Annotated in this window: 15 protein-coding genes; 10 read left to right on the forward strand and 5 right to left on the reverse strand. The window is 56.2% G+C overall.

The window, feature by feature from the left end; all coding sequences use genetic code 11:
- The first annotated feature begins 182 nt into the window (after positions 1-182).
- The 7 genes from HWX91_RS05235 to HWX91_RS05265 all read left to right on the forward strand — a co-directional run bounded on the left by HWX91_RS05235 (position 183) and on the right by HWX91_RS05265 (position 10,624).
- Positions 183-1,049: an AraC family transcriptional regulator gene (locus tag HWX91_RS05235; RefSeq protein ID WP_028197681.1), complete on the forward strand. Its 867-nt coding sequence runs from the start codon at positions 183-185 to the stop codon at positions 1,047-1,049.
- 680 nt (positions 1,050-1,729) lie between these two features.
- Positions 1,730-3,097, forward strand: a complete 1,368-nt coding sequence (locus tag HWX91_RS05240) for a reverse transcriptase family protein (RefSeq protein WP_042275625.1) — start codon at positions 1,730-1,732, stop codon at positions 3,095-3,097.
- Between the two features lie 562 nt (positions 3,098-3,659).
- Positions 3,660-6,425: a type VI secretion system Vgr family protein gene (locus HWX91_RS05245; protein ID WP_081833145.1), complete on the forward strand. Its 2,766-nt coding sequence runs from the start codon at positions 3,660-3,662 to the stop codon at positions 6,423-6,425.
- Positions 6,426-6,437: 12 nt separating this feature from the next.
- Entirely contained in the window at positions 6,438-8,564 is a 2,127-nt protein-coding gene (locus HWX91_RS40605; protein WP_244143993.1) for a flagellar hook-length control protein FliK, read from the forward strand.
- Complete coding sequence (locus HWX91_RS05255; RefSeq protein ID WP_244143994.1) at positions 8,561-9,217, forward strand: hypothetical protein; 657 nt, start codon at positions 8,561-8,563, stop codon at positions 9,215-9,217. The genes HWX91_RS40605 and HWX91_RS05255 overlap by 4 nt, the downstream gene beginning before the upstream one ends.
- 64 nt (positions 9,218-9,281) lie before the next feature.
- The gene (locus HWX91_RS05260; RefSeq protein WP_063627883.1) at positions 9,282-9,851 is read left to right on the forward strand and encodes a PAAR domain-containing protein; all 570 of its coding nucleotides are present in this window, start codon (positions 9,282-9,284) and stop codon (positions 9,849-9,851) included.
- 2 nt (positions 9,852-9,853) lie between these two features.
- Positions 9,854-10,624, forward strand: coding sequence for a peptidoglycan recognition protein family protein (locus tag HWX91_RS05265; RefSeq protein WP_028197679.1), 771 nt, complete (start codon positions 9,854-9,856; stop codon positions 10,622-10,624).
- Here the strand turns inward: HWX91_RS05265 and HWX91_RS05270 are convergent.
- Positions 10,616-10,951: a hypothetical protein gene (locus HWX91_RS05270; RefSeq protein WP_028197678.1), complete on the reverse strand. Its 336-nt coding sequence runs from the start codon at positions 10,949-10,951 to the stop codon at positions 10,616-10,618. The two genes, HWX91_RS05265 and HWX91_RS05270, sit on opposite strands and share 9 nt — an antisense overlap.
- A 54-nt stretch (positions 10,952-11,005) precedes the next feature.
- Between HWX91_RS05270 and HWX91_RS05275 the strand changes: the two genes are divergently transcribed.
- Positions 11,006-11,521 carry a YdcF family protein gene (locus HWX91_RS05275; protein WP_244143995.1) on the forward strand — a complete coding sequence of 172 codons (516 nt, stop codon included), beginning with the start codon at positions 11,006-11,008 and terminating at the stop codon, positions 11,519-11,521.
- Positions 11,522-11,891: 370 nt separating this feature from the next.
- Here the strand turns inward: HWX91_RS05275 and HWX91_RS05280 are convergent, their stop codons facing one another.
- The 3 genes from HWX91_RS05280 to HWX91_RS05290 form a co-directional block, all read right to left on the reverse strand.
- On the reverse strand, positions 11,892-12,770 hold the full coding sequence (locus HWX91_RS05280) for a tetratricopeptide repeat protein (RefSeq protein WP_127837958.1): 879 nt from the start codon (positions 12,768-12,770) through the stop codon (positions 11,892-11,894).
- A gap of 8 nt (positions 12,771-12,778) precedes the next feature.
- A complete protein-coding gene (locus tag HWX91_RS05285; RefSeq protein WP_042275622.1) occupies positions 12,779-15,568 on the reverse strand; it encodes a hypothetical protein in 2,790 nt (929 codons plus the stop codon).
- 96 nt (positions 15,569-15,664) lie between these two features.
- Positions 15,665-18,202, reverse strand: coding sequence for a type VI secretion system Vgr family protein (locus HWX91_RS05290; protein ID WP_081833144.1), 2,538 nt, complete (start codon positions 18,200-18,202; stop codon positions 15,665-15,667).
- Positions 18,203-18,671: 469 nt separating this feature from the next.
- Between HWX91_RS05290 and HWX91_RS05295 the strand changes: the two genes are divergently transcribed.
- Positions 18,672-19,028, forward strand: a complete 357-nt coding sequence (locus tag HWX91_RS05295) for a nucleotide pyrophosphohydrolase (RefSeq protein WP_042275620.1) — start codon at positions 18,672-18,674, stop codon at positions 19,026-19,028.
- Between the two features lie 195 nt (positions 19,029-19,223).
- On the opposite strand, the gene HWX91_RS05300 is transcribed toward HWX91_RS05295, so the two are convergent.
- Positions 19,224-20,000 (reverse strand): type VI secretion system Vgr family protein, encoded by a 777-nt coding sequence (locus HWX91_RS05300; RefSeq protein ID WP_028197674.1) that lies wholly within the window; start codon positions 19,998-20,000, stop codon positions 19,224-19,226.
- Positions 20,001-20,306: 306 nt separating this feature from the next.
- On the opposite strand from HWX91_RS05300, the gene HWX91_RS05305 reads away from it, so the two are divergent.
- Positions 20,307-23,009, forward strand: a complete 2,703-nt coding sequence (locus HWX91_RS05305) for a type VI secretion system Vgr family protein (RefSeq protein WP_052660767.1) — start codon at positions 20,307-20,309, stop codon at positions 23,007-23,009.
- The last annotated feature ends 7 nt before the right edge of the window (positions 23,010-23,016 follow it).

Genomic DNA, 23,016 nt, shown 5'->3' on the forward strand with positions numbered 1-23,016 from the left:
TGGTAGTGAGCCATTATTCGAGGTGTTATCGAAATTCGGCAAAGTTTGGGGGGCGATTGTGTGAGCGGATGCTTAATTCCGCTCACCCGTGCTTTGGCGATATTCGCAGGATTTGGTAAATGGGGACGTGGTACTTTGGTTCGCATCCCTTCGGCAATCTTCTCTTTATTGGCCACTTAGTCATGAACCCGTCGGACAATCGGGCGCGCTACGAAACGCGGTTGAGCCGCGTACTCGACCATATTTACGATCATCTCGACGAACCGCTGGATATCGAACGGTTGGCGGAGCTTGCCTGCATGTCGCCGTATCACTGGCATCGCATCTATCAGGCGATGTATGGCGAGACGGTGGCGACGACTGTGCGGCGTTTGCGCTTGCATCGCGCGGCGGGATATCTGGCGAATGGCTCGATGCCGATCGCGGAAATCGCCGAGCGTTCGGGCTATAGCAGTTTGCAGTCTTTCTCCCGCACATTTCGCGCGGTTTTTGGCATCCCGCCGGCGCAGTATCGCAAGCAGGGTACGCATAGCCGGTTTCGCCCGGCACTTTCAGGAGACGATCAAATGATGATGCGTGAAGTGGTGATTCACCACGTTGAGCCGATGGAGGTTTTGTCGGTGGATCACGTGGGGTCGTATATGCAGATCGGAAAGGCGTTCGATGGCTTGTTCGGCTGGTTGGCGAAACATAATTTGCTGGCAGGGCAGATGCGCATGATCGGGATTTACTACGATGATCCTGGAGTTGTTGCGGAGGATGAGTTGCGGTCGAAGGCTGGGGTTTTGTTGCCGCATCCGGTGCAGGCTTCGGTGACGGTGAGTCCGCCGGTTTCAGTGGCGCATGTGAAAGGTGGGGAGTACGCGGTGTTGCGGCATAAGGGACCGTATAGCGATATGCGGGCGGCTTATGAGTGGTTGTATGGGACGTGGCTCGTGCAGTCGGGGCGTGAGGCTGCGGATGCGCCGGTGTTTGAGGAGTATCTGAATAGTCCGAAGGAGACTGCGCCTGCTGACTTGCTGACGGAGATTTGTTTGCCGCTGGTTTGAGGGCTTTGGCCTGGTTCTGTTTGTTCTGTCCGCTTTGTGCATGTTTACGCAGCGTGCTTTCCGGATGCCTCTCTGGTTTTTATAGTCTTTGTATATGTATACGTAGTAATAGTTAACAAGCCTCGCACCTGGCTGTGGATAACTTGAATCTTCGTTTACGGATCAAGGGACTGCGGAATCGATAACCCTGCGGAGCGCGGGCGAACAGAGGCAAGGAGCCAGGGAAAACTTTTGACTGACCGCGCGAGGTCGCGGATTTATCAAGGTTTCGCCCACAACGTGTCAGGTGGCTTGTACAAAAGTTGTCCAGAGGGGGGTGTGGATAAGTGGGTGGGTCTTTGCCGGTGGGCTAGGTCGCTTGTTACGACCGGGTGACAAGCGGAGGGGATGTTTGTGCACGTGTCCTTCAATCGACACTTGTGTGAAACTTTGTCGCGAAAGATTGTTTCGTAGTGCCAATGCGTTGACAGCGCCTGGCCGCGTCGCTTATCTTCGACTCGCGGGTCGGCTGGTCAAGCTTGCCAGGGTACAGGCAGTATTCGTTCCGGGCACTACGGGGCTACCCCGTGGATTAGAAAGACCTCCGCAGTTCGTCGCATGAGCGTGACTTGCGCATTGCGCAAACGAGCTCACGCAGCACAAGACGCGTTGACTGGCTGGCCCGCCCCTACCTCTGCTCTATGCCGCAATCCTCCCTGCAATTTGTCACCTATGCGATCGCCGATGCCATGCTGGCCGGGCCGCCCGAGGCCGCCGCGATGGTCGAGCGGATGACGCTTGTGTTGGGCGAACGCGCGGATTGGATGAATGGATTGGCGCGCGGGATTGCGAAGCGATTTGGCGCGCGGTGGGACAGTGTCGACGGTAAAGAATTGTCGAAGGTTGTTGCTGAGAACACGGGGTTTGTCGCGGCCTGGAGGGGTGAGAGCCGGCCGCGGGTTGTGCGCGTATTACCTCGCCCGCCTGTTCAGCGGCCGCCTCCGCCCTGGTTGCACGGCGTGGCGTTGCCGCAGTTGCCGACGCTTGGCGATCTGGCTATGTGGCTGGAAGTTGAGCCGGACGAACTGGACTGGTTTGCCGATCGCTGGCGTGTGCCGGCGCAGAGTGCGGCGACACCGCTTCATCATTATTCTTACAAGGCGATCGAAAAGCGCGACGGTCGGTGTCGGATTATCGAAGTGCCTAAATCGCGTTTGCGGGCCTTGCAGAGGAAAGTGCTTCACGGTTTGCTCGATCGGGTTCCTGCTCACGATGCGGTGCATGGTTTTCGACGTGGGCGGAATACGGTGACGTTCGCGGCGCCTCATGCGGGTAAAGCGGTCGTGATTCGCTTTGATTTGATGGATTTCTTTGCGTCTGTGCATGCGGGGCGCGTTTACTCCGTGATACGTGCTTTGGGTTATCCGTTGAATGTTGCGCGGGCGTTGACTGGGCTGTGTACCAATCGTGTGCCGAGTGGTTGGCTGGTGGCGCCGGATGTGCGCGACAGGATCGATTGGCAGGAACGGCAGCGGTATCAGAATCGGCATTTGCCGCAGGGGGCGCCGACTTCGCCAGCGTTGGCGAATCTGTGTGCGTTTCGGCTGGATCTGAGACTCGCTGGGTTGGCGCGGTCTTTAGGGGCGACCTATACGCGGTATGCCGATGATCTGGCGTTTTCTGGTGGGGAGGATCTCGCGCGGATGGCGCGGCGGCTTGAGATTCGTGTGGCGGCGATTGCTATTGAAGAAGGGTTTGCGGTTAATTTAAGGAAGACGCGGGTGATGCGGCGGGGGACGAGGCAGCATCTGGCTGGGGTTGTGGTGAACAGTCACCCGAATCTCGCGCGGACGGAGTTTGATGTTCTGAAAGCGGTGCTGACGAACTGCGTGAGGCATGGGCCGGGTTCACAGAATCGCAAGGGGCATGAGGATTTTCGGGCGCATCTGGCGGGGAGGGTTGCGCATGCTGGGATGTTGAATGCGGCAAGGGGGGCGAAGTTGAAAGGGATCTTCGATCGGATCGCTTGGTGGCAGGTTCGTCCGGTCGATGCAGAATCCAGCAGGTAAATGCAGGCGGAGCCAGTATTCCCGGAAATGCGTGCATGCGGCTGTCGCCATGCGCGCCTGCACGTCTAGACGGGCGACGCGTCCCACTTGCTTCGGGAACCGCGCTGGTCCCAACCTCCAGCGGTCAGGTCTGACTGCCCCCTATGTTGAAGCCAGCGCCAATGCATTCTCAACCTCAATTCACAGGTGAAAAAAGGAATGCGCCCTGTAGCGCTTTACTCAATACCTCGCGACGCACTTTTGCGGCGACTCATCCAGACCTTTGCAAAACATTGGGTACGCATCCAGCAATAATAATGCGCTTTGCATTACCCCTTTTAGAAAACATCTCATTCTGATAAGTGCGAGATCACTATCTCCCGATCGGTAAATATTTTCCCGGGCGGGGTGTCGACGCAAGAGACGGATGCCGTTTTTACCGAAAATTCTGTTGCTCAGCCGTTGAATAGGTAATCGGTCGAATTTAACATTTGTTTTTCATTATACGATTGCGTCAAACGTCTGATCTTTTGTATTATCGCGCGATAGCGCGGGGGCGCAAATCGTATAATCAAGAGGCGGTATGGGAGCACGGGACATAATAGCGGCGATAAAGGGTGGCGTGTTACAAAGCGATCGCCTGCTGAAACTTGACACTCCGCTGGGCGCCAATGTCCTCTTGCCGCAAAGGCTGGCGGGTCATTCCCGCCTGGGTCGAGCTTACGAGTTCACGCTCGACGCCGTTTCGACCAACGCGAACATCGAGCTCAAAACGCTGATTGCCCAGCCCGTCACGCTCTGGATCCAGCAAATCGACCAGTCGTACGCCCCGCATCACGGTTATGTCCATACCGCCCGTCGTTTGGGCTCCGATAGCGCCATTACCAGTTATCAGATCGGCTTTGTCTCGTGGATGCATTTTCTGCGTTTCAGAAAAGATGCACGAATCTGGCAGGATAAACCGGTCGATGAAATTCTCACCGATGTCTTCAATATGCATCCGCAGGCGCAAGGTGCATTCCGTTTTGTATTGCGCAATCCATTGCCGCAGCGTTCGTTCTGTGTGCAATACGAAGACGACTGGAATTTCTGTCACCGGTTGATGGAAACAGAGGGACTGTTCGGCTATTTCGAGCAGGCCGCTGACGGCAAATCGCACACGCTGGTGGTCACGGACGACATCGGCACCCTGCGACCGCTATCGCCGCAAACCATCGACTTCTATCGCTCGGGTACCAACAGCGAGACCGATGCGTTTGTTCAGTGGAGCGGCACACGCACGCTGCAGAGCACTACGCTCACCACGCGGACGTTCGACTACAAGGCGCCGTCATCGTCCGCGAATCCCAAGGGAACGTCGATCCCCACACTGACCACGCAGGGCGACCTGCCACAGCAGGCGGAGGTGTACGAGTACACCGGTGCCTATACATACGGACAGCAGAACCGCGGCGATCATCTGTCGAAAATGCGGATGGAAGAGTGGGAATCGCGGGCGAAGCGTTTCCACGGTGTGGGCGCGGTACGTCGCATTGATGCCGGCCGCTGGTTCGAACTGGACAATCATCCCGACCACAACGCAGGCAGCCAGCAGGAGCGGCAGTTCGCGGTGATCGGCGTTGAGTGGGTGATCGAGAATAACCTGCCGGTTTCGAGCGGTACGACAGACTTCCCGCACAGCCTGAACGGAGCCGTCGCCGCCGCCCGCGCCGCTCATAACACGGACGCGTCCCTAACGATCAGAGCCAGCGACGGCAGCGAAGGCTTCTTTATGGCTACCGTCGAAGCGCAGCGCAAAACTATTCCGTTCCGCAGCCCGTTTGAACATCACAAGCCGGAGATGCATATGCAAACGGCGACCGTGGTCGGGCCCGCGAATGAAGAAGTCTTTACAGACTCATTGAACCGCATCAAAGTCCAGATGCATTGGGACCGCCTGAATTCCGGAGACGAAAACGCTTCATGCTGGGTGCGTGTCGCGCAGTCGCATGCTGGCGGTGGCCACGGCGCGGTGCACGTGCCGCGCATCGGCGAGGAAGTGATCGTTTCATTCCTCGACGGAGATTGCGACAAACCCATCGTCACCGCGCGTGTCTACAACGGAGCGAAGACGCCTGACTGGCATTCGAACGGCATCCTGTCCGGATACAAATCGAAGGAGTATCAGGGTAGCGGGTACAACCAGTTCGTGATGGATGACGCGACCGGACAGAACCGTGTGCAGATGTACAGCAGCAGTGCAAACTCGCAATTGCACCTCGGCTATCTGATTGCGCAGACAGGAAACTCGCGAGGCGCGTATCTTGGCAGTGGTTTCGATCTGAAATCGGATGCATACGGCGCGGTGAGGGCAGGCAAAGGCTTGTACGTTTCGACACATCCGACGACAGGCGCATCCGGTCAGCCGCTCGACGTCCGCGCAGCAAGCAGCCAGTTGAACAATTCTGAAAGCACGATCGAAGCGCTTTCGCAGGCGAGCGAGACGCATCAGGCGGAAAATTTGAGAGACGGTCACGATTCGCTGAAAAAATTCATCGATGCGACGCAGAACAGTGTGTCAGGTGCGGCAAATAACGGCGGTAACACAGCAGGCGGCGGCACGGGGAGCGCGAACGCATTCAAACAGCCGATTATGCTGTTTGCAACGCCATCCGGCATCGCGATAGCGACACAGAAGTCGACGCACCTCTCGGCGACCGAGCACATCAATCTGGTGAGCGCTCAAAGCACGAACATCGCGACGGGTAAATCCTTACTAGCGAGCGTCAGCGAGAAAATCAGTCTGTTCGCGCAGAGCGCCGGCATGAAACTCTTTGCCGGAAAAGGTAAGGTTGAGATTCGAGCGCACTCCGATAACGTCGAGGTAACCGCGCAGAAAACCCTCAAACTGCTCTCCGCAACAGAGAAGATCGAAGCGGCCGCGCAGCAGGAGATTCTGTTGACGTCAGGCGGGGCTTACATACGCATCAAAGACGGCAATATCGATATTCACGCACCGGGCAAGATAGACATCAAGGGAAATCAGCACTCATTTGCGGGTCCGGCCCAGATGTCCTATCCGTTGCCATTGTTACCTGTATCGGCTACACCCGAGATGTTCAGCCAGCGCTTCGACGCCAAGCCGCTGCTGGGTAGTGAATTCTCGATCCCCTACACCAACGTCCCTTACACAGTCAAGGATGCTGCTGGAAATACGGTGGCGGCGGGCACGCTCGATGAGAATGGCTTCACTCAGCGCGTTTTCACCCAGGACCAAACGAAGCTGAAGGTATACGTTGGCGACGATCCATGGCGGGTGTTCCTTGATTCGAAACACAAAGCAGAACACGACAATGATCTGCAAGCCTAAGGAAAAACACTCATGGCACTCGACGCAGACACTTCTTTGACGCAGCCACCTGTCTTGCCTGCACAGGACGATGAAAATGCCGGCGTGCAGACGTACGCGCTGGGCGACGCCGCCGCGCCGCAGACGACGCAACTGCAAGCCGACACCGCCAGTGCGCCAAGCGCGGTCCAGGGAAACATGAACGGCCCGGCGGACTCGTCAGTTGCTGCCAACATGCCAGCATCGCAGGAGCAACCTGTCGCCGCTCAGCGCTCGCCTGACACTGCAACTGACTCGTCTCCGGCAACCGCGGCGACGCCCACAACAGAGTGCCGTTTCGTCGGCCTCGACGGCAGCCCCATCAGCGGACTGCAGTACCGGCTGGAGGCCGACGGCAACGTCGAAATCGGAACCACGGACGACATGGGGTCTGCTTCTCCAGTGACGACCTTCGCAGCGGGTTCGAATTGCGCGGTGTATGTCAAACGGGACGATGGCACGTTCAAACAGATCACGGCATTTTCGATCCCCGAAGCGGACACCACAGTTACGTTGATGAGTCCGAGCATGCTTCTCGAAGGGGAGACGCAGCAGCATGGCGGTTCACCCGACGAAACCTACAAGGAGCCGCCAGCACCCGAGAATCAGGGTAGCGATTCCGAGGTGCATCCAGCTTACTCGGCGGAGCATGAGGCGTCGTCGGATGGCGCCGCGCCCAGCGCTTCTCAGGACGCGACAACGACAGCGAAAACACCAGCGGTAGACACGACGACTACGCCCGCGCAATCCGCGCCAACAGCGAACACGCCGCCGCCCGCAGCCAGTGCACCGCAGCCAAAACCAGCGCCCCCCGCTCCCGCTCCAGCCAAGAAAGCGGCTCCGCCGGCGGCAATTAAAGGCAGCACAGGTAAGGCACCTACCCTGACAACCGTCGCGACCAACCGCGACGCGGTTGGACATCCTCAGGCACAGCCTGAAGAAAGCTTCACCGACTGGGCTGGTCGGAAGGTGAATGGCGCCTGGCATTTCATTGAAGACTGGCTCGGCGTGACAACGAACCCGGTTGCAGGGAAAACTGTCCCGGGCGTGAAGCCGCCAGCGGGCGCCGCTGCGCTCTCGCCGGCGGTTCTCAGCCCCGCTGATGCGGCGAAGAAGCTTGCCACCATCGCAGAGGAGCAAACCGCATATTCGATGCCGTCGTCATCGACCGTCGTCAATCTGAAACAGATCTCCGACGGGACAATCAAGTACGGCACCAAAAAGACCAAGCAATCAAAAGGTCAGTGCTACATGTACGTCAAGATCGCTTTGTGGAAAGCGAATGCGATCAAGTTCGTGAAAGGCAAGGACGGCAAGTTCGCTGGCGGCGGTGGTAGTTACGCCAAGGTTGCCGGCGCCTTTCTGAAATCGCAGGGCTACGAAGACGTGACAGCGGAGCTTCCCGATGCGCGTTGGGCGTGGCCAGGTGACGTCATCGTCTATCACGTCAAAGGCGATACCGAGACCGCAGACGGCCACGGCCAGCCCGGACATATCGACATTCGCACTTACCACTACTACGTCAGCGATTTCAAACGAAACTACCTGTGTATGAGTGGTCCGAATGCCGACGGCACGCGCCACTTCTACGAGGTGAGTGGCATCTATAGGAAGCACGGCCTCAGCGATCCATTGCCTATTGCCCGGATGCGAGCATTCCTCAAGATTCTTCGCTCTCGCGAAGCCAAGACTTTCTTCCTGCTGGGCGACGACAAGACCTATCACGCTTCGCAAGGGGTTTACACGCTCCAGGGCGGAATTAAAGATTTCTCGACCTACCCGCCAGGCGCTTCGCACCAAGGTGCGTACCAGATGACCAAGTCCGTCTGGACCGCTGGGCAGCTTCTGGAACAGGGCGCGTTGCCAAACGATTTCTCGCCCCGTACTCAGGACAGGTTTGCCATTTTCTTGATGGAAGGTCGACCGGGACGCCTAGACCCGAAAACAGGGGAGCCCAGACTGTCAGCACTGGGCTATGTGCGCCTGGGCGACATTGATAATGCGGTGGCCCAACTGCGCGCCGAATGGGCTTGCCTGCCGGGCACTTCGCAGGATCAGGGCTACACGATGGCCCAGTTGAAAGCCGACTTTGATAAGTACGTTAAGGAATACAACAAATGAAATTAGGTGCACTCCTCATCGGAGTCTTGTTGGTACCGCTATGCTCCGCTATTGCATCTGCGCAGCAGACGACTGTGTCGTCAGCCGATGAGGCTCAAATCGATGCCACGGCAAAACAGTTCTATGCGCTGTCGCATCCGGATGCATCTTGCATATTCAGCAAGGTGGATGACTCGGGCAACCCAACGGATCCGCGAGTTCGCAGCAAGTCATTTCGCGACCAGTCATATACGCGGATCTTCAAGCCTCTCTTTTCCCAAAGCCTGTTCGCATACATGAAGCAATCCTGCGTTCTGGCAGAGAACTCGAGCGGCATGCTTGATATTCGTGTCTGGGATTCCGAGATCAATACGGATCCATCTGGCTATGGCAACAACGTCCGCCTCAAAATAACGCGTCCACTGAAGATTCTTCAGGCAACGCCGAACGAGGTACGGGCGCGAGTCGATTGGGCCGAATTTATCGGCAGCTCGAAGAAGGCCTATACGGTCGGCCGAACCGATCTCGTGTTTGTGAAAGAAGGTGGCCGTTGGCTGATTGACGATGCATTCACGTTGGGGGCGGCCAGCGCAACGCCGGGTCAATTCGACATGCCCGTCAAGGATTTCGATAACGCCGTGGGCGTCATTCATTTGCGCGACGGAAAGTCTTGATCGGCGGCGCATGGCGCCGTGACATCCGATAGCCCTGCGGTTCAGCAATGGTCGGGAGCTTTTTTTGATTCGATACAACATTGTTCATGGCGACAAGACGACCGCTGGCGGCACGGCGATCGCCTCCTCCAACAGTTGCCTAAACATGGACAAAGCACTGGTCATGCTCGGCGATTACGCTGACTGTCCAAAGTGCAATTCGAAGGGACGTATCGTCGGCGACGGGCCAAGAAGGCCGACCAAGATTATGGGCAGACAACCGGCGCTCAGTGATGATCTATGTATGTGCCGCTGCGAAGACAAGCCCCGGTTGGTCCACTCGCTTTCAGACATGTGGGAGACCGTTGACTCTGATGACGCGGGAAAGGGTTCTGGCCAGTCATCTGGCGCCAAAGACTGTGCAACCAGCGGAGCCGCCGAGTCTGCGGTTGGGCGGCGTTTTCAGTTCGTCCACAGCGAGACGCAGGAGCCTTTGGCAAACCGCAAATACATCGCCACGGTCGACGGGCAAACAAGGGAAGGTGTCACTGACGGGAATGGCTTTGCCGATATCGATGCTAGGCCTGGCAGCGATATCCAGGCTCATTTAGTGTTCCGGGCGCCAACTGGCGACTTGAAACCACAGCAAGGCTAATCATGTCGGACTATCACTACACGCCTGAACATTGGTCTACCGGCGACGCCGTTTCCAACTATAAAAGCGAACAGGTCGTGCCTGTTACCGTGAATGATCGAGCTGCAACACGGCAGGCCATCATCACTGCTCTGAAAAAATCCGGCTACTCGTTGGTTGAACGGTCCTCGTGGGAGGCCAAGCCGCCGAAGAACGCTCTGAAATCATCAAATTGGGATTACAGCGACGTAGTGATTCACCATGCCGGGCACAGCTATGCATGTGCCGTCAATGAGCAGGGCGCTATTGAGCAGATGAAGAAAGCTCAGGAATACGACCTGAAGAGTTTCGACGACATTGGTTATCACTATGCCGTCTCGTGCAACGGCGAAATTTTTGAAGCTAGAGATGTGCGGTTCGTCGGATCGCACGTTGCGGGAGACAACACGGGCAAGCTCGGCATCGTGCTACTCGAAAATCTTGCTGAAGCAGGAGAGGCTTGGGAGCAGGAATACAGCCGGAAATCATTTTGGCAAAAGGTCAAAGGGTCGCTGGACATCGGTCGCGATGCGATAGCCTTTGATCACGCGATGCCGACCAAAGCACAGATCGATGCCCTGGTCGCCTTAATTTCGGCCCTCAAGGAGTTCTTCAATCTCAAAGCCCTAGGCGGGCACCGCGAGTATCAGTTGCTTGCGCCGGGTAACGAGGGGCGCGCCTGCCCTGGCAAATACGGCATGCAGGTTGTCACCCAGATGAGAGGGAAGTTTGGCCTCCCCGCACCGTCAAAATGACAAGCTGATGCCAAGTGGCTGGTTGATAATGAAGGTGTGGCGCTCAAGTTGTTGCTGAATGAGTTCGCACCTCTTGGCGTCAGGAAGATCGGCGTGCACGGGCAACTTTGACTTTTCCTCTACTGAATTCAACCACTCGCCACTGCCCAGGTCAGGCCCATGCCCGTGTCCATCCGAAATGTCGAAATAGCGTTCGGCTACGTCGTTGAGCCATGCCTCGCTGCAGGGCTTGGATTTTGGTGCGCTGGGGATGCCTGTAGTTATTGCAAGCCAGCCGACAACCAGTAGAACAACAAGGCCAGCAACCACACCCATGATTTTCTTCATATTACGCTCATGTTTATTTCGATACTGAAGTGGATTGCAGGACTGTGGCTGCTCATGTCGCTTGTCGTCGTTTCCGTAGGATTACTTTCGAAACCCCAAGAAGCCGATATTGCTATCGTTTACGGCAATGAAGTTCATGCGGATGGTAGCCCATCAGGAAGGTTATCGGCAAGGCTCGATGAAGCGCTTCATTGTTATGTAAGCGGGATATGTCCTGAGATTATGGTAAGCGGTGGCGTCGAAAAACAAGGCGCCGATGAAGCTCTGGCAATGAAGAATTATCTTGTTGCCAAAGGTGTTCCCCGAGACCGGATAGTCATGGATAACCTGGGCCTTAACACATGGGACACCGCGAGAAATGCCAGCGCCTATATGAATGCGCACAATCTGCATAGGGCTCTTGTTATCTCACAGTACTTCCACATACCGCGCGCGACGATGGCACTGAAAAGATTCGGCGTCGAGCATGTAAGCGGTATGTATCCAGAGTTTTTTGAAATTCGCGATTTCTACTCTGTGATCAGGGAGGCTCCGGCCATCTTGTGGTATTGCGTGAGGAGGGACGCTTAGCGTCATGTGAATTTTCACACAGTTTGAAGACGCTGGTCACGGCCATAGGATATCGTGGTCCCAATGGCCGTGGTAGTTGCTTCAACGCCTCATCGCCATCGAAATAGGCCCGTATTTTAACCGGTGCCATCAAGGCCACCTGTCGCGCCGGGTCGAAACACGCGATCGCGTCCTCCACGATGCGCGAATCGTACGGCCCCGGCATCAACGCGGTTCTGCCGAACTCCGCGTAGGTCAATGCCGCAAGATGCGTTGCAAGGCCATCTCTGGAAAGGGGGGCCAAAACCAGCTAGCAAGGCTGCTCCGATATTAAGATCAGTTCACGGCTAGCGGACCATCAGATGGCCAAGGGATGTGGCTACATCGTTGGCTATCGCTGATTTATACGACTCGAGACGCGCTCTGGAATGCGAGCAGATTTCCCCTGCTCTCCCATTTGCTTTGCATATTGCTGATACATTTCTTTTGCCTGGGGAATCAGTTTGTCCTGCCAATACGCGTCAGCAAGATTAAGCTTCGCAACTACCCGGTCAGGATATTTTTCAACAATATGTTGCAAAAGCGGCGCCGAATCGTCAGAACGGCCATTCTCAATCAAATAAAAAGCAATATCATTTGCGTCCTGAACGCTGACTGCATCCAGGTTGTCGGCGAGTTCAAGCGGAACGTAAAATGGCATATTCACTATGTACTGCTTCAGGGTTGATTTGTCACGTTGCGCATTCTTAAACTTTTGAATTTCATCCGCGACGTCCTTTTTTAGCCCAGATTTTTCTTCATACTGATACGGTCCGTCATTTCCGATTCGCGGGCATCCCACCACTCTTGCAACCTGGCGAGAGCCGAACAAGTCACCCGAGGGAATATCCGGTTTTTCCCCAGTAATCTCCCGGATAAGGCACCAGTCTCCAATTTTTTTATTCCATTCATAAATATGGGTGAAAACCTGGCCTCCACGACTCGAACACGAGCCGTCAATTGCAATTTGCCCCTTTGCGGATAGCGGATACAGAGCCATCGAACTGCATTCGTCAAATTTGGCTTGATGATATTTGCGTTCCTTATTGGACGCGGAATCATGATAAACAATATCCATTCCCGCTGAATCGACTGAATAGGAAAAGCGACCAGCAGTCTCTTTTCCAGCGTCACTTGATGCAACGACAACTTCTATCGAAGATGCAAATGCGGGTGCTGTCAAAAAAACACACGCCCCGAGGATCAAAGTATTAATTAACCTGAAATTCATAGATGAAACTAGCTCCCTGAACTACTTAACTGTTGAAGTCGCTGTTGGGCATAGTTAAACACGCAGACGTTCTGGCCGATTCCATACCACTTCTTGTCTTTCGGTTGCCCGTGAGAATCCAGGGGATGTCCGTCTTGCGCATCTAACTCGAGATAGCGAGTGTAGCCTGCTTGCGCCTCAGCACGATTTTTCGTTTTCCCGGGCTTGTGTAGTCCGGGATCATTCCACAAACCCCAAGCAAACGACGCACGTTTTTCGTTGTATGCCCTGCTTTCTTTAAATTTATACTCCCCCGATCGATTCAATTTCATGCAAGATTGAATTCCCAAGGCCTCGATTGCTCGGTTTAAATAAGCTAACCGCTCGTCATAGTGCGTATAGCCACCGTTGATCGTGCGGGTGATCCAGATGAAATCGTCTTCGTCGCTCGGGCCAAGAAGATTCGAATGTATTGCGTAAAACCACGCAGCAGAACGAAGGGCATGAGGCGACTGCTCGAGTTTTCTCATAGCAGCCGGTCCGGAAGTCACGTCTTCTCCGGAATAATCTTGGTAGGCCTGGTAATTGGGTTGAAAAGTTATCTGGATCAAGCCGCGCCCACGCCAAGGGTCGTAGTCGAAGTGTTGACCCTGTTCCAGGGTGAACGCAAACTCACCGCTTTCTTGAAGCATCTGAGCGATAAAGTGTGCCTTCGCTGCACAGGATTTAATATTGAAGTCTTTAAACGCCTGATTCAATGGTTCAATATAAGAATTGAGATTCTGGTTTGTCGCGTGAGTTGCGATGCGCTTCAGCTGCGCGACGGTCAAATCGTCATGGCATGCACAAGTCGCTTGAGTGAAATTGCCGATAATTCCGAATGGATGCAAGTGAAATACCGTTGCGTCAGGAGGAAAGTGATCGACCGCTCCCGCTACACCATTCCAAATGCGCAAGTGTTCAATCCGTTTCATCTCCGCCTGCCAAACTGGCAAACCCGCGTGCATCTGCGGATTTAGTGCTTCCCACTTACTCATCTGGCCACCCCATTCGCTTTCATAGCGCACGATCAGGTGGTCGATACGATCGGATAGCCATGGCTTGCGCAGCGCAAGCTGCAATTCATGAGCCGTTATTTTTCCGTCGCGCTGTTCCTGACCGTCGATCGCGTCTTCAAGCTTCTTAAGGACGGCATCCGACCTCGCGCTATCGAATGAGGTTTGGAAGGTAGCAATCTCATCGGGCGTGCCCTCATTAGCGATGAAGAGCGCACGTTGGAACATCTCCGATACAGACGCGGTGTGATCGAGCACGTCGAAACCCGGCCAGTCCCACATGCTTTTCAACTCAACGAGCGTGTGGCCATGATCGCAGGCCCAGCCGTCAGCTGCGGCATCGTTCTCATCGGCAACTTGCGCTGCATACCACGTATTTCCAGCCCCGTCAGAGCAACGCTGCTTGCTGGCGATCGATACCACGCGCTGATAGGCCGCCGTTGGACCGGTCGGTGATTGCAGACTAAGTGGGAAGCTTGTCCAGGCTGAACGCGCACCTGTCGCAGCAAGATCGCTGCGTTTGATCCATAGCGGCGCGCTTGGCGGATGGGGATGTGCCGCCGAACTCACTTGCTGCACCTTGCACCAAACACCCTCAGACGGCGAATCAACAGTCGGCTTGATATTAACGCCGGCATTAATGGAACTGTCCTCTGCACGAGGCAACGCGAGTTTCGCCCCTTTTGAAATCAGCAGCAGGGTGCGATCCTTCGCTGGCAGGTGCTGTGCACGTTCACGACTGCGAGAGATGAAGGCGTTAATGTCCTCGCCTGTGAACACTTCCAAATGTAACAACGGCCGTTCACCCGCGACAGGTTTCAACTGACCATGTGCCCGAGCCTCGGCTAGGCGCTGATACTCGCCAAGATAAGCAACCAACTCCCCAGCCGCTATCTTATGGGGCTTCGGCAAGACATATATCTGATCCAACGCACTTGGCTTGGACTCGCTGTCCATTTCAGGCAGGTAAACCCAGCCCACTGAGGCGCCCGCGCTCGGTGACTGCCCTGCGTGGTAGCTCTGCACTGCCCCTTCCACGACACTCGAAATTTTGCCCCATTTGCCATGCGTGCTCGCTATTTCAACCTTGGTCCCGCGCGGAAGCCAGCCTAGGATCTCGCCGTTTGCCGAATGGGTTGATCGGATCCGCAAGCCTAGTTGGGCAGATGCGTCATGGCCCGGCGACGATAGCTGCGGGTCGGTTGATTTCGTCCCGACCGCATACTGCTTTGTCGCACCGTAATACGCAGGCAGAGCTTTTCCGGCGGTATGTTGCTGCGGATCAGCCTTGTAGCCGGCCCAAGCCAGCGTGTGCATGTACAGGCTGAAAAACGTCAATACATCTTGAGGGTTGCTTGCGGCAGTTGTCGCCGGCGGTGGTGCCGTATTTCCGGGGGGCGTCGATATCGGCACTGGCGGCAGCGCCAGCCGGTGGCGAATCAACGTGAAGCCGCTCGAATAGCCGGCCTTGCCCGCATCCGGATAAGTTAGCTCCTGGAGTTGCGAATCCAGGCGATACGCGACCACTTCGCCGTCTGCGATGCAGCGGACGCCGCCGTCCTGCTCGAACTTGTCGCTCGTCGATTGACTGAAATGAATTCCGCCATGCCATAGGCCATTGGCTCCGAGCGGATAGAAGCCGTCGTCTGCGGAAGCCAACGCGGTCAGGTAATCTTCCGGCGCAGCTTGCGTCTGCGCATTTTTCAGCGGAAACGGATACGCCCAACTTTGGACTTTTGACGGTTGATCTTGCTGCTCTGCCACACTGTGATCCTTTTCAAGTACCGAGTAGCGTGTCGGCGAACGGTTGAGAGCCCCACTCAGCAAAACGACCGCACTTACGAAATCGTCTTTGGGAAATCAACCAGAAAAATCCGGCGACCGACTTGGATTGATATCGCTGCTTTTCCAAGAGGGAAATTTGGGGTCTAGGCGAGTAGGCCCACTGAAGCTATGCTGCGCGCCCTTTATGTCGATCTTTCCCGGGGCATGTATCTCGATATTGCCGCCCTTCATTCGGATGTATGCACCGCTGGACGTTAGAAGGATTTCCTGCTTGGCCGTGGCTTCAATCCGATCTGTCGCAGAGATCAGCTTGACCGTTTTCTGTGCCGTCAGCTCGACGTTGTCGGCGTGCGCTTGAATCTCCACCTTGCCCTTGGCGGCAAACAACTTCATCCCTGCGTTCTGCACGAATAGGCTGATCTTTTCGCCGACGCTCGCTATTAACGATTTGCCGGTGGCGATGTGGGTGCTTTGCCCGCTAACAAGATTGACGTGCTCGGTTGCCGAGATGTGCGTTGACTTCTGCGTCGACATTGCGATACCGGCCGGCGTCGCGAACAACATGATCGGTTCCTTGAACCCGTTTGCGTTTCCGGTGCCTCCGCCCGCAGTGTTGCCGCCGTTACTTGCCGCGCCTGAGATACTGTTTTGCGTGGCGTCGGTGAAAGACTTCAGCGAGTCATAGCCGTCTTTCAGGCTTTCGGCCTGATGCGTTTCGCTTGCCTGTGACAGCGCTTCGATCACACTTTCCGAGTTCACCAACTGGCTATTGGCCTCGCGGACCTCGAGCGGCTGGCTCGATGGACCCGTTGCCGGATGCGTCGATACGTACATACCTTGCGCAGCCCGGACTGCGCCATATGCATCCGACTTCAGATCAAACCCACTCCCAAGATACGCGCCTCGGGAGTTACCCGTCTGCGCAATCAGATATCCCAGATGCAGCTGCGCATTCGTGCTTGTGCTGTAGAGCTGCACGCGGTTCTGCCCCGTCGCATCGTCCATCACCATCTGGTTGTAACCGCTGCCCTGATACTCCTTCGACCTGTATCCCGACAGGATCCCATTCGAATGCCAGTCCGGCGTCTTCGTTCCGTTATAGACGCGTCCGGTGACGATAGGTTTATCGCAGTCGCCATCGAGGAAAGATACGATGACCTCTTCGCCGACACGAGGCACATGCACCGCGCCATAGCTGCCACCGGTATCTGACTGGGCCACGCGCATCCAGCACGACGCGTTCTCGTCTCCATCGTTGAGACGATCCCAGTGCATGCGGACCTTGATCCGGTTCAGTTCGTCCGTAAAGACTTCTTCATTCGCCGGGCCGACCACGATGGCCGTCTGCATGTGCATCTTCGGCTTGCTGTGTTCGGACGGGCTGCGGAACGGGACGGTTCTGCGCTGGGCTTCGACGGTAGCCATGAAGAAGCCTTCGCTGCCATCTGCTGCCTTGATCAACAGCGACGCGTCCGTGCCATGCGCGGCGCGGGCGGCGGCTATGGTCCCGTTCAGGCTGTGCGGGAAGTCTGTCGTGCCACTGGACACCGGCAGGTTGTTTTCGATGACCCACTCGACAGCGATAACAGCGAACTGCCGTTCCTGCTGACTGCCGTTGTCGTGCTCCGGGTGGTTCTGCAGTTCGAACCAGCGGCCTGCATCAATGCGGCGGACCGCGCCCACACCGTGGAAACGCTTCGCACGGGACTCCCACTCTTCCATGCGGATCTTCGACAGCTGATCGCCGCGGTCCTGCTGGCCGTACGTGTAGGCGCCCGTGTACTCGTACACCTCGGCCTGCTGCGGCAGGTTGCCCTGTGTAGTCAGTGTGGGAACCGTCGTGCCCTTCGGATTCGCCCCCGTCGACGGCGACTTGTAGTCGAACGTCCGCGTGGTGAGGGTGGTGCTCTGCAGCGTGCGCGTGCCAGCCCACTGCACGAAGGCATCGGTTTCGCTGTTCGTACCCGAGCGGTAGAAGTTCACCGTTTGGGGAGACAGCGGCTGCAGGCTGGCGATATCGTCGGTAATGATCAGCGTATGAGATTTACCATCGGTGGCCTGCTCGAAATAACCAAACAGGCCTTCCGTTTCCATCAGCCGCTGACAGAAATTCCAGTCGTCTTCGTATTGCACGCAGAACGAGCGCTGCGGCAAAGGATTGCGCAAGGTAAAACGGAATGCACCCTGTGCCTGCGGATGCATATTGAAGACATCCGTGAGAATTTCATCGACCGGTTTATCCTGCCAGATTCGTGCATCTTTTCTGAAACGCAGAAAATGCATCCACGAAACAAAACCGATCTGGTAGCTGGTTATTGCGCTGTCCGAGCCTAAACGGCGGGCGGTGTGGACATAACCGTGATGCGGAGCGTACGACTGGTCGGTTTGCTGGATCCAGAGCGTGACCGGCTGGGCGATCAGCGTTTTTAGCTCGATATTGTCATTGGTTGAAACGGCGTCCAGCGTGAATTCATAGTCGCGACCGAGGCGTGAGTGGCCCACCAGCCTTTGTGGCAACAGGACATTGGCACCCAATGGCGTATCGAGCTTCAGCAGGCGATCGCTTTGCAACAAGCCACCTTTTATCGCCGCGATTATGTCCTGAGCACCCATACCGCCTCTTATTTATGCAATTTGCGCCCCCGCGCCATCGCGCGATATTACAAAAGATCAGACGTTTACCGCAATCTATTAAGAGGAAACAAATGTTAAATCAGCAATTTTTTCTTGCGAGAAGAATGCCTTTTGAATAACGGTAAAAATAACTTCGGTTTCCACGCTTGTTAACTGCGGAGTTCTCCCGCCCGCGAAAATCGGTCGCCGTCGTTCGCGGCACGTCCGCGTCACCTACCGGCCCTCTGCGACCTGCATTACAACGCCGTCCGGGCCGCGCGTCCACACGATCAAATAATTAACGCACGCATCAACCCGCCCGGTCTTATATCATCCCCTCCTATTGAGATAAGGACGATGCGGCCCACTCGTGTACGCACGCCTCCTCTGCTCTATTTCACCCCGCAAGACCGATCCAACTAGTCATCCACAGTCGCTTGGGGGAACCATCATCCGAAGAGACTTTGAAATGCAAAGTGACCTTGCTAGCTTGCGCGACCTCGTTCGTCAGTTCGCGGATGAACGCGACTGGGACAAATTTCACACGCCAAAGAACCTCGCGACAGCTCTAAGCGTCGAGGCGAGTGAGCTACTGGAGCCGTTTCAGTGGCTGACCACCGGACACAAAAGCGAACTGGACGACGGCAAGCAAACCGCCATTCGTCACGAAATGGCGGACGTATTGCTATACCTCGTCCGCCTTGCAGACAAGCTTGATGTCGACCTCTATCAGGCCTGTCTGGAAAAAATGGATATCAATGGAGTGAAGTATCCCGCCGAAAAAGTCCGAGGAGATTCGCGTAAGTACTCCGATTACCAAGACTAAGAATCAAGCTTTCGCGCGCCAGGTTAGCCAACCGGGACGTCATGCTCGAATTTCAACTGCCGGCGAACTCGAAGCGTATCGACTGCTTGCTATGTGGCTTCGCCAAAGATGGAACGCCGACGGCAGTCGCGATCGAACTGAAGCAATGGCAGACATGCAAGGAGTCGGAGGAGGACAACGAAGTCTCGACGTTCATCAATGGTTGCGCGCGCCTAAATTTTCGACGTCGCTGGCGATGGCACGGACGTTCACCGTCGCGCTCTTATAGTCCCAGCTCGCGCGCTGCACGTTGCCCGGCACGAGCTGACGCGAGGCCGACCACAGCGTGATCGAGTCGCGCGCTTCGGTGGCCGCGTCGCGGTGATAGCGCACCGTGCCGGCCGACGACTTCGGCAGTTTCATCGGGTCGTCCAGCAGCACCAGCGTGTGCACCGGCGACTCACCGGCGCCGTCGGCCGATGGGGCCGCTCCCCGCTTGCCCGCCGCCGTGAACCACGCGATGCCATCGCGACGGCACAGCCGCCGGATGAAATCCGCGTCCGACTCGTGAAACTGCAACAGCGTCTCGCGCACCGGATACTTCGCGCGATCCAGCGACGACAGGTCGAAATCGAACGCGCGCGCGAGCGCCGGACTCTTTTTCTGCCATTCGCCCAGCAGCTTCTCAATCACATCGGGGACACTCAGCGTGCGGAAGATGCGCGTATTGGTTCGCCCCTCCAGCACCGATAACGCATCGCGCATGGTCAACTGGTAGGTCGCCAGCGACCCGTCCGACTGGCCCGCGCGCGCGTCGGTGACGATCGCGCAGATCGGGTGCAAGGCGCCACGGTCGGTGACCATCTGCACCGACAGCGGCAAGCCGATGAACGCATTGAGCGGCAAGTCCGCGCGCGTCGACAGACACGTCACGTGACCCACAATGCCTGAGCACAGGCCCTCGCTGATGTCGATGCGATGCGCGATCAGCACTTGCTCAAGGCTCGACTGGGCTGAGCCCCAGTGCAGGCGGAAGGCGCGGAGCAGATCGGCGTTGCGTTTCCCGATAAATAACCAAGTGGATTTCCCGCATATTTATGCAATTGGCATTCGCCAGAATAATACTTTGCAGATATTCAATGTCGCATTGACACCGAGTCAAGGCGCTGATAATTTGCCACACGAAAATACGGATTTTCCACGTCCGCTAATCAACGCGCAGCGATTAACAAAATTGACAATTCCGGGGTAAGAAAATGGCATATTTAACTCGTACTCCATTGATTTCAGGGTGAGTCGATGTCTACGCCATTCTCGCTCTCGGGCCTGTCCGAGAATCCGTTGAGTTCCCTGTCCGGAGCGTTCAAGAATTTTGACCAACTGCTGTCGGTGTTCAGCCAGAGCCAGCGTCTCCTGAAAGTTCAGTTTGCGCCTGACGCCGGATTGCCTTCGAATGCGATGCTTCCACATCAGCTTCAAGGAAGTGAAGGCATCTGCGAATCGCTCAATTACACGCTCAGTTGTCTTTCGACCGACGCACGACTCCCGCTAAAAACGTTAATTGGGGTGCCAGTGGCATTCAGCATCGGCGATGTTGGAGGAAGCGACCGAACCGTTTGCGCAATCGTGACAGGTGCCCGGCAGCTCGCGTCGGACGGTGGCTTCGTATTAAATGAATACTCGTGCGAAGACGGCTTGTCTATTCTTCGCCATAGAACAACATGGCGCGTGTTCCGCAACGCTTCGGTTGTCGATATCACGACGACGATTCTGCAAGAGCATATTGGGGCAAACAGCGTCCTCGCCAGTGCATTTGCTTACGATACCGGTGACTTGACAGCGACATATCCTCAGCGTGAGTTTATGATGCAAGCCGGCGAAAGCGACGCAGCTTTCCTTAGCCGACTATGGCGCCGCGAAGGTATTTGCTGGTACTACTCACACGCGCTCAAAGACGGCTGGCCGCTGCACACACTGCACCTTGTTGACAATGTCCATTCGTGGAAATCGAATGCAGCAGGCACCGTTCGATTCCATCGCGCCGATGCAACTGAAAAGGACGACACAGTAATAACGTGGCAGGCACATCGCACGCTCGTTCCAGGTTCGGTGCTCGCTGCATCGTACGACTACAGTACCGCACGTGCTGACGAGGTAAACGAAACCAACGTGCAGGACCAAGGCAAACACGGCAAAGCGCTCGGCTCTACTCTGACCGAGTATCGCTACGACTCGCCGCACATCGCCAACGACTCCAACCATTACAGGCAAATCAATCTACGCAGACAGCAGGCGCACGAGCAGCAAGCCAAACATTTCGTTGGTGAGAGTGTTGTACGCGCTTTCAGCGGTGCAACGGGGACGGTGTTCTCTCTGACGGGGCAGGCAGAAATTGATGAGCATCCAGCCGAGCAACGGCGGTTTGTGCTGACGCGTGTCGAATTGAGCGCGCGCAATCACCTACTCACGGACTCTCCGGCCGGCAAATCGCTACAACTAGATAAAGACAGTCCCGTCTACCTCAATCGTTTTGAGTGTATCCGTGCCGACATCCCGGTCGTCCCTACGTGGGATCCTGCATGCGTTCCTGCGGTGGGACCGATGAGCGCGCGTGTTGTCGGCGCTGCGGGTCAGGAGGTGGATGTCGACGAAAACGGACGCATCGCGGTGCAGTTCCTGTTCACGCGCGGCGACGAACACCCCGTCGCTGGTGCAAGCGGTACCCCCGGCGATTCTGCGCGTGTACGTGTTGCATTGCCTTGGGCCGACGCGGGATTTGGAACAGCTTTCTGGCCGCGGGTGGGCAGCGAAGTATTGGTGACGTTCTTGCAGAACGACCCGGACAAGCCGGTTGTGACAGCAAACCTGCACGGCGCGAATCGCACGCCGACGCAATTTTCCGGTACCGGAAGCCTTCCTGGCAACTCCGCCCTATACGGCATCCGCTCAAAAGAGATGCGCGGTGCAGGCTACGGCGAATTGCAGTTTGACGATACAACTAACCAGACGAAAACGAAGCTTTCGTCTGAGCATGGCAAAACCCAACTGAACGAGGGGTGGATTGGACACCCGCGAGACGGTAGCAAATCCGACAAGCGCGGCGAGGGTTTTGAATTGCGCACGGATTTGTCAGGTGCTATTCGAGCAGCACAGGGTTTGCTGATCTCGACGGATGGGCGAGCAGGTGCTAGCGGGCAAGTCTTGGACCGTCAGGAACTTATAGGCCAACTTGAGGCCGCTCTAGCGATCGCAAAGCAGATCGCAGACCTTTCGCAGACCCACGACGCTGATGGCACCGATACCGCGCCACAGGAAAAGGCGCTCGATCAATTGAAAAAATGGGACAGCGATAAACCGGGAGGTGCCGCGATCATCGGTGTATCAGCACCTGATGGCGTCGTACTCGGCAGCCCTCGCAATATCGTAGCTTCCGCAGGTACGCACGTGGATGTTGTCGCGGTTCAGGACGTCAACGTGAGCACGGGGCGCAAGATTCTTCTGCGCGCGGCACAAGGACTATCGGCGTTTGCTAAGTCTGGCATGAAGCTGATTGCCGGCAGCGGCGACATTACCGTCCAGGCTCAGCAGGGACGGGCAGAAATTGGTGCGTCCGACCGTTTGCACCTGTATTCACTGAAAGAACTTGTGATCGAAGCACCGAGTCTGCTGTTCAAGGCAAACGGCGTTACCTACTCGCTTGCTGATGGCAAAGTTCTCGCGTCGTCGAGCGGTGAGCACAAGATCGAAACTTCGAGTTTTAGCTTTACAGGTGGAGGCGGAGGCAATCCAGATTTACCGCATATGCCTGCATCGACGCTGAAAACCAATGAACAATTTGCGCTAGCCAATCGCGCTGGCCAGGCCATTACGAAACTGCCGCATCAAGTTACCGATGAAACGGGCGCTGTTCGTGACGCTGGCCAACTTGGTGCGGATGGTGCACATGAGGCCATCGTGCAGGATACGCAGATACGGCCGCTGACAATCCGTCCGATTTCCTGATTTTATT

Origin of the sequence: Paraburkholderia fungorum, assembly GCF_902833645.1 — a bacterium.
Lineage (GTDB): Bacteria > Pseudomonadota > Gammaproteobacteria > Burkholderiales > Burkholderiaceae > Paraburkholderia > Paraburkholderia fungorum.

What these genes read in the sequence shown, in the direction of transcription:
- HWX91_RS05290 (WP_081833144.1), bottom strand. Translation starts at nt 18,202, where the DNA reads ATGGGTGCTCAGGACATAATCGCGGCGATAAAAGGTGGCTTGTTGCAA.
- HWX91_RS05280 (WP_127837958.1), bottom strand. Translation starts at nt 12,770, where the DNA reads ATGAATTTCAGGTTAATTAATACTTTGATCCTCGGGGCGTGTGTTTTT.
- HWX91_RS05275 (WP_244143995.1), top strand. Translation starts at nt 11,006, where the DNA reads ATGTCGCTTGTCGTCGTTTCCGTAGGATTACTTTCGAAACCCCAAGAA.
- HWX91_RS05295 (WP_042275620.1), top strand. Translation starts at nt 18,672, where the DNA reads ATGCAAAGTGACCTTGCTAGCTTGCGCGACCTCGTTCGTCAGTTCGCG.
- HWX91_RS05270 (WP_028197678.1), bottom strand. Translation starts at nt 10,951, where the DNA reads ATGAAGAAAATCATGGGTGTGGTTGCTGGCCTTGTTGTTCTACTGGTT.
- HWX91_RS40605 (WP_244143993.1), top strand. Translation starts at nt 6,438, where the DNA reads ATGGCACTCGACGCAGACACTTCTTTGACGCAGCCACCTGTCTTGCCT.
- HWX91_RS05235 (WP_028197681.1), top strand. Translation starts at nt 183, where the DNA reads ATGAACCCGTCGGACAATCGGGCGCGCTACGAAACGCGGTTGAGCCGC.
- HWX91_RS05265 (WP_028197679.1), top strand. Translation starts at nt 9,854, where the DNA reads ATGTCGGACTATCACTACACGCCTGAACATTGGTCTACCGGCGACGCC.
- HWX91_RS05245 (WP_081833145.1), top strand. Translation starts at nt 3,660, where the DNA reads ATGGGAGCACGGGACATAATAGCGGCGATAAAGGGTGGCGTGTTACAA.
- HWX91_RS05240 (WP_042275625.1), top strand. Translation starts at nt 1,730, where the DNA reads ATGCCGCAATCCTCCCTGCAATTTGTCACCTATGCGATCGCCGATGCC.
- HWX91_RS05255 (WP_244143994.1), top strand. Translation starts at nt 8,561, where the DNA reads ATGAAATTAGGTGCACTCCTCATCGGAGTCTTGTTGGTACCGCTATGC.
- HWX91_RS05305 (WP_052660767.1), top strand. Translation starts at nt 20,307, where the DNA reads ATGTCTACGCCATTCTCGCTCTCGGGCCTGTCCGAGAATCCGTTGAGT.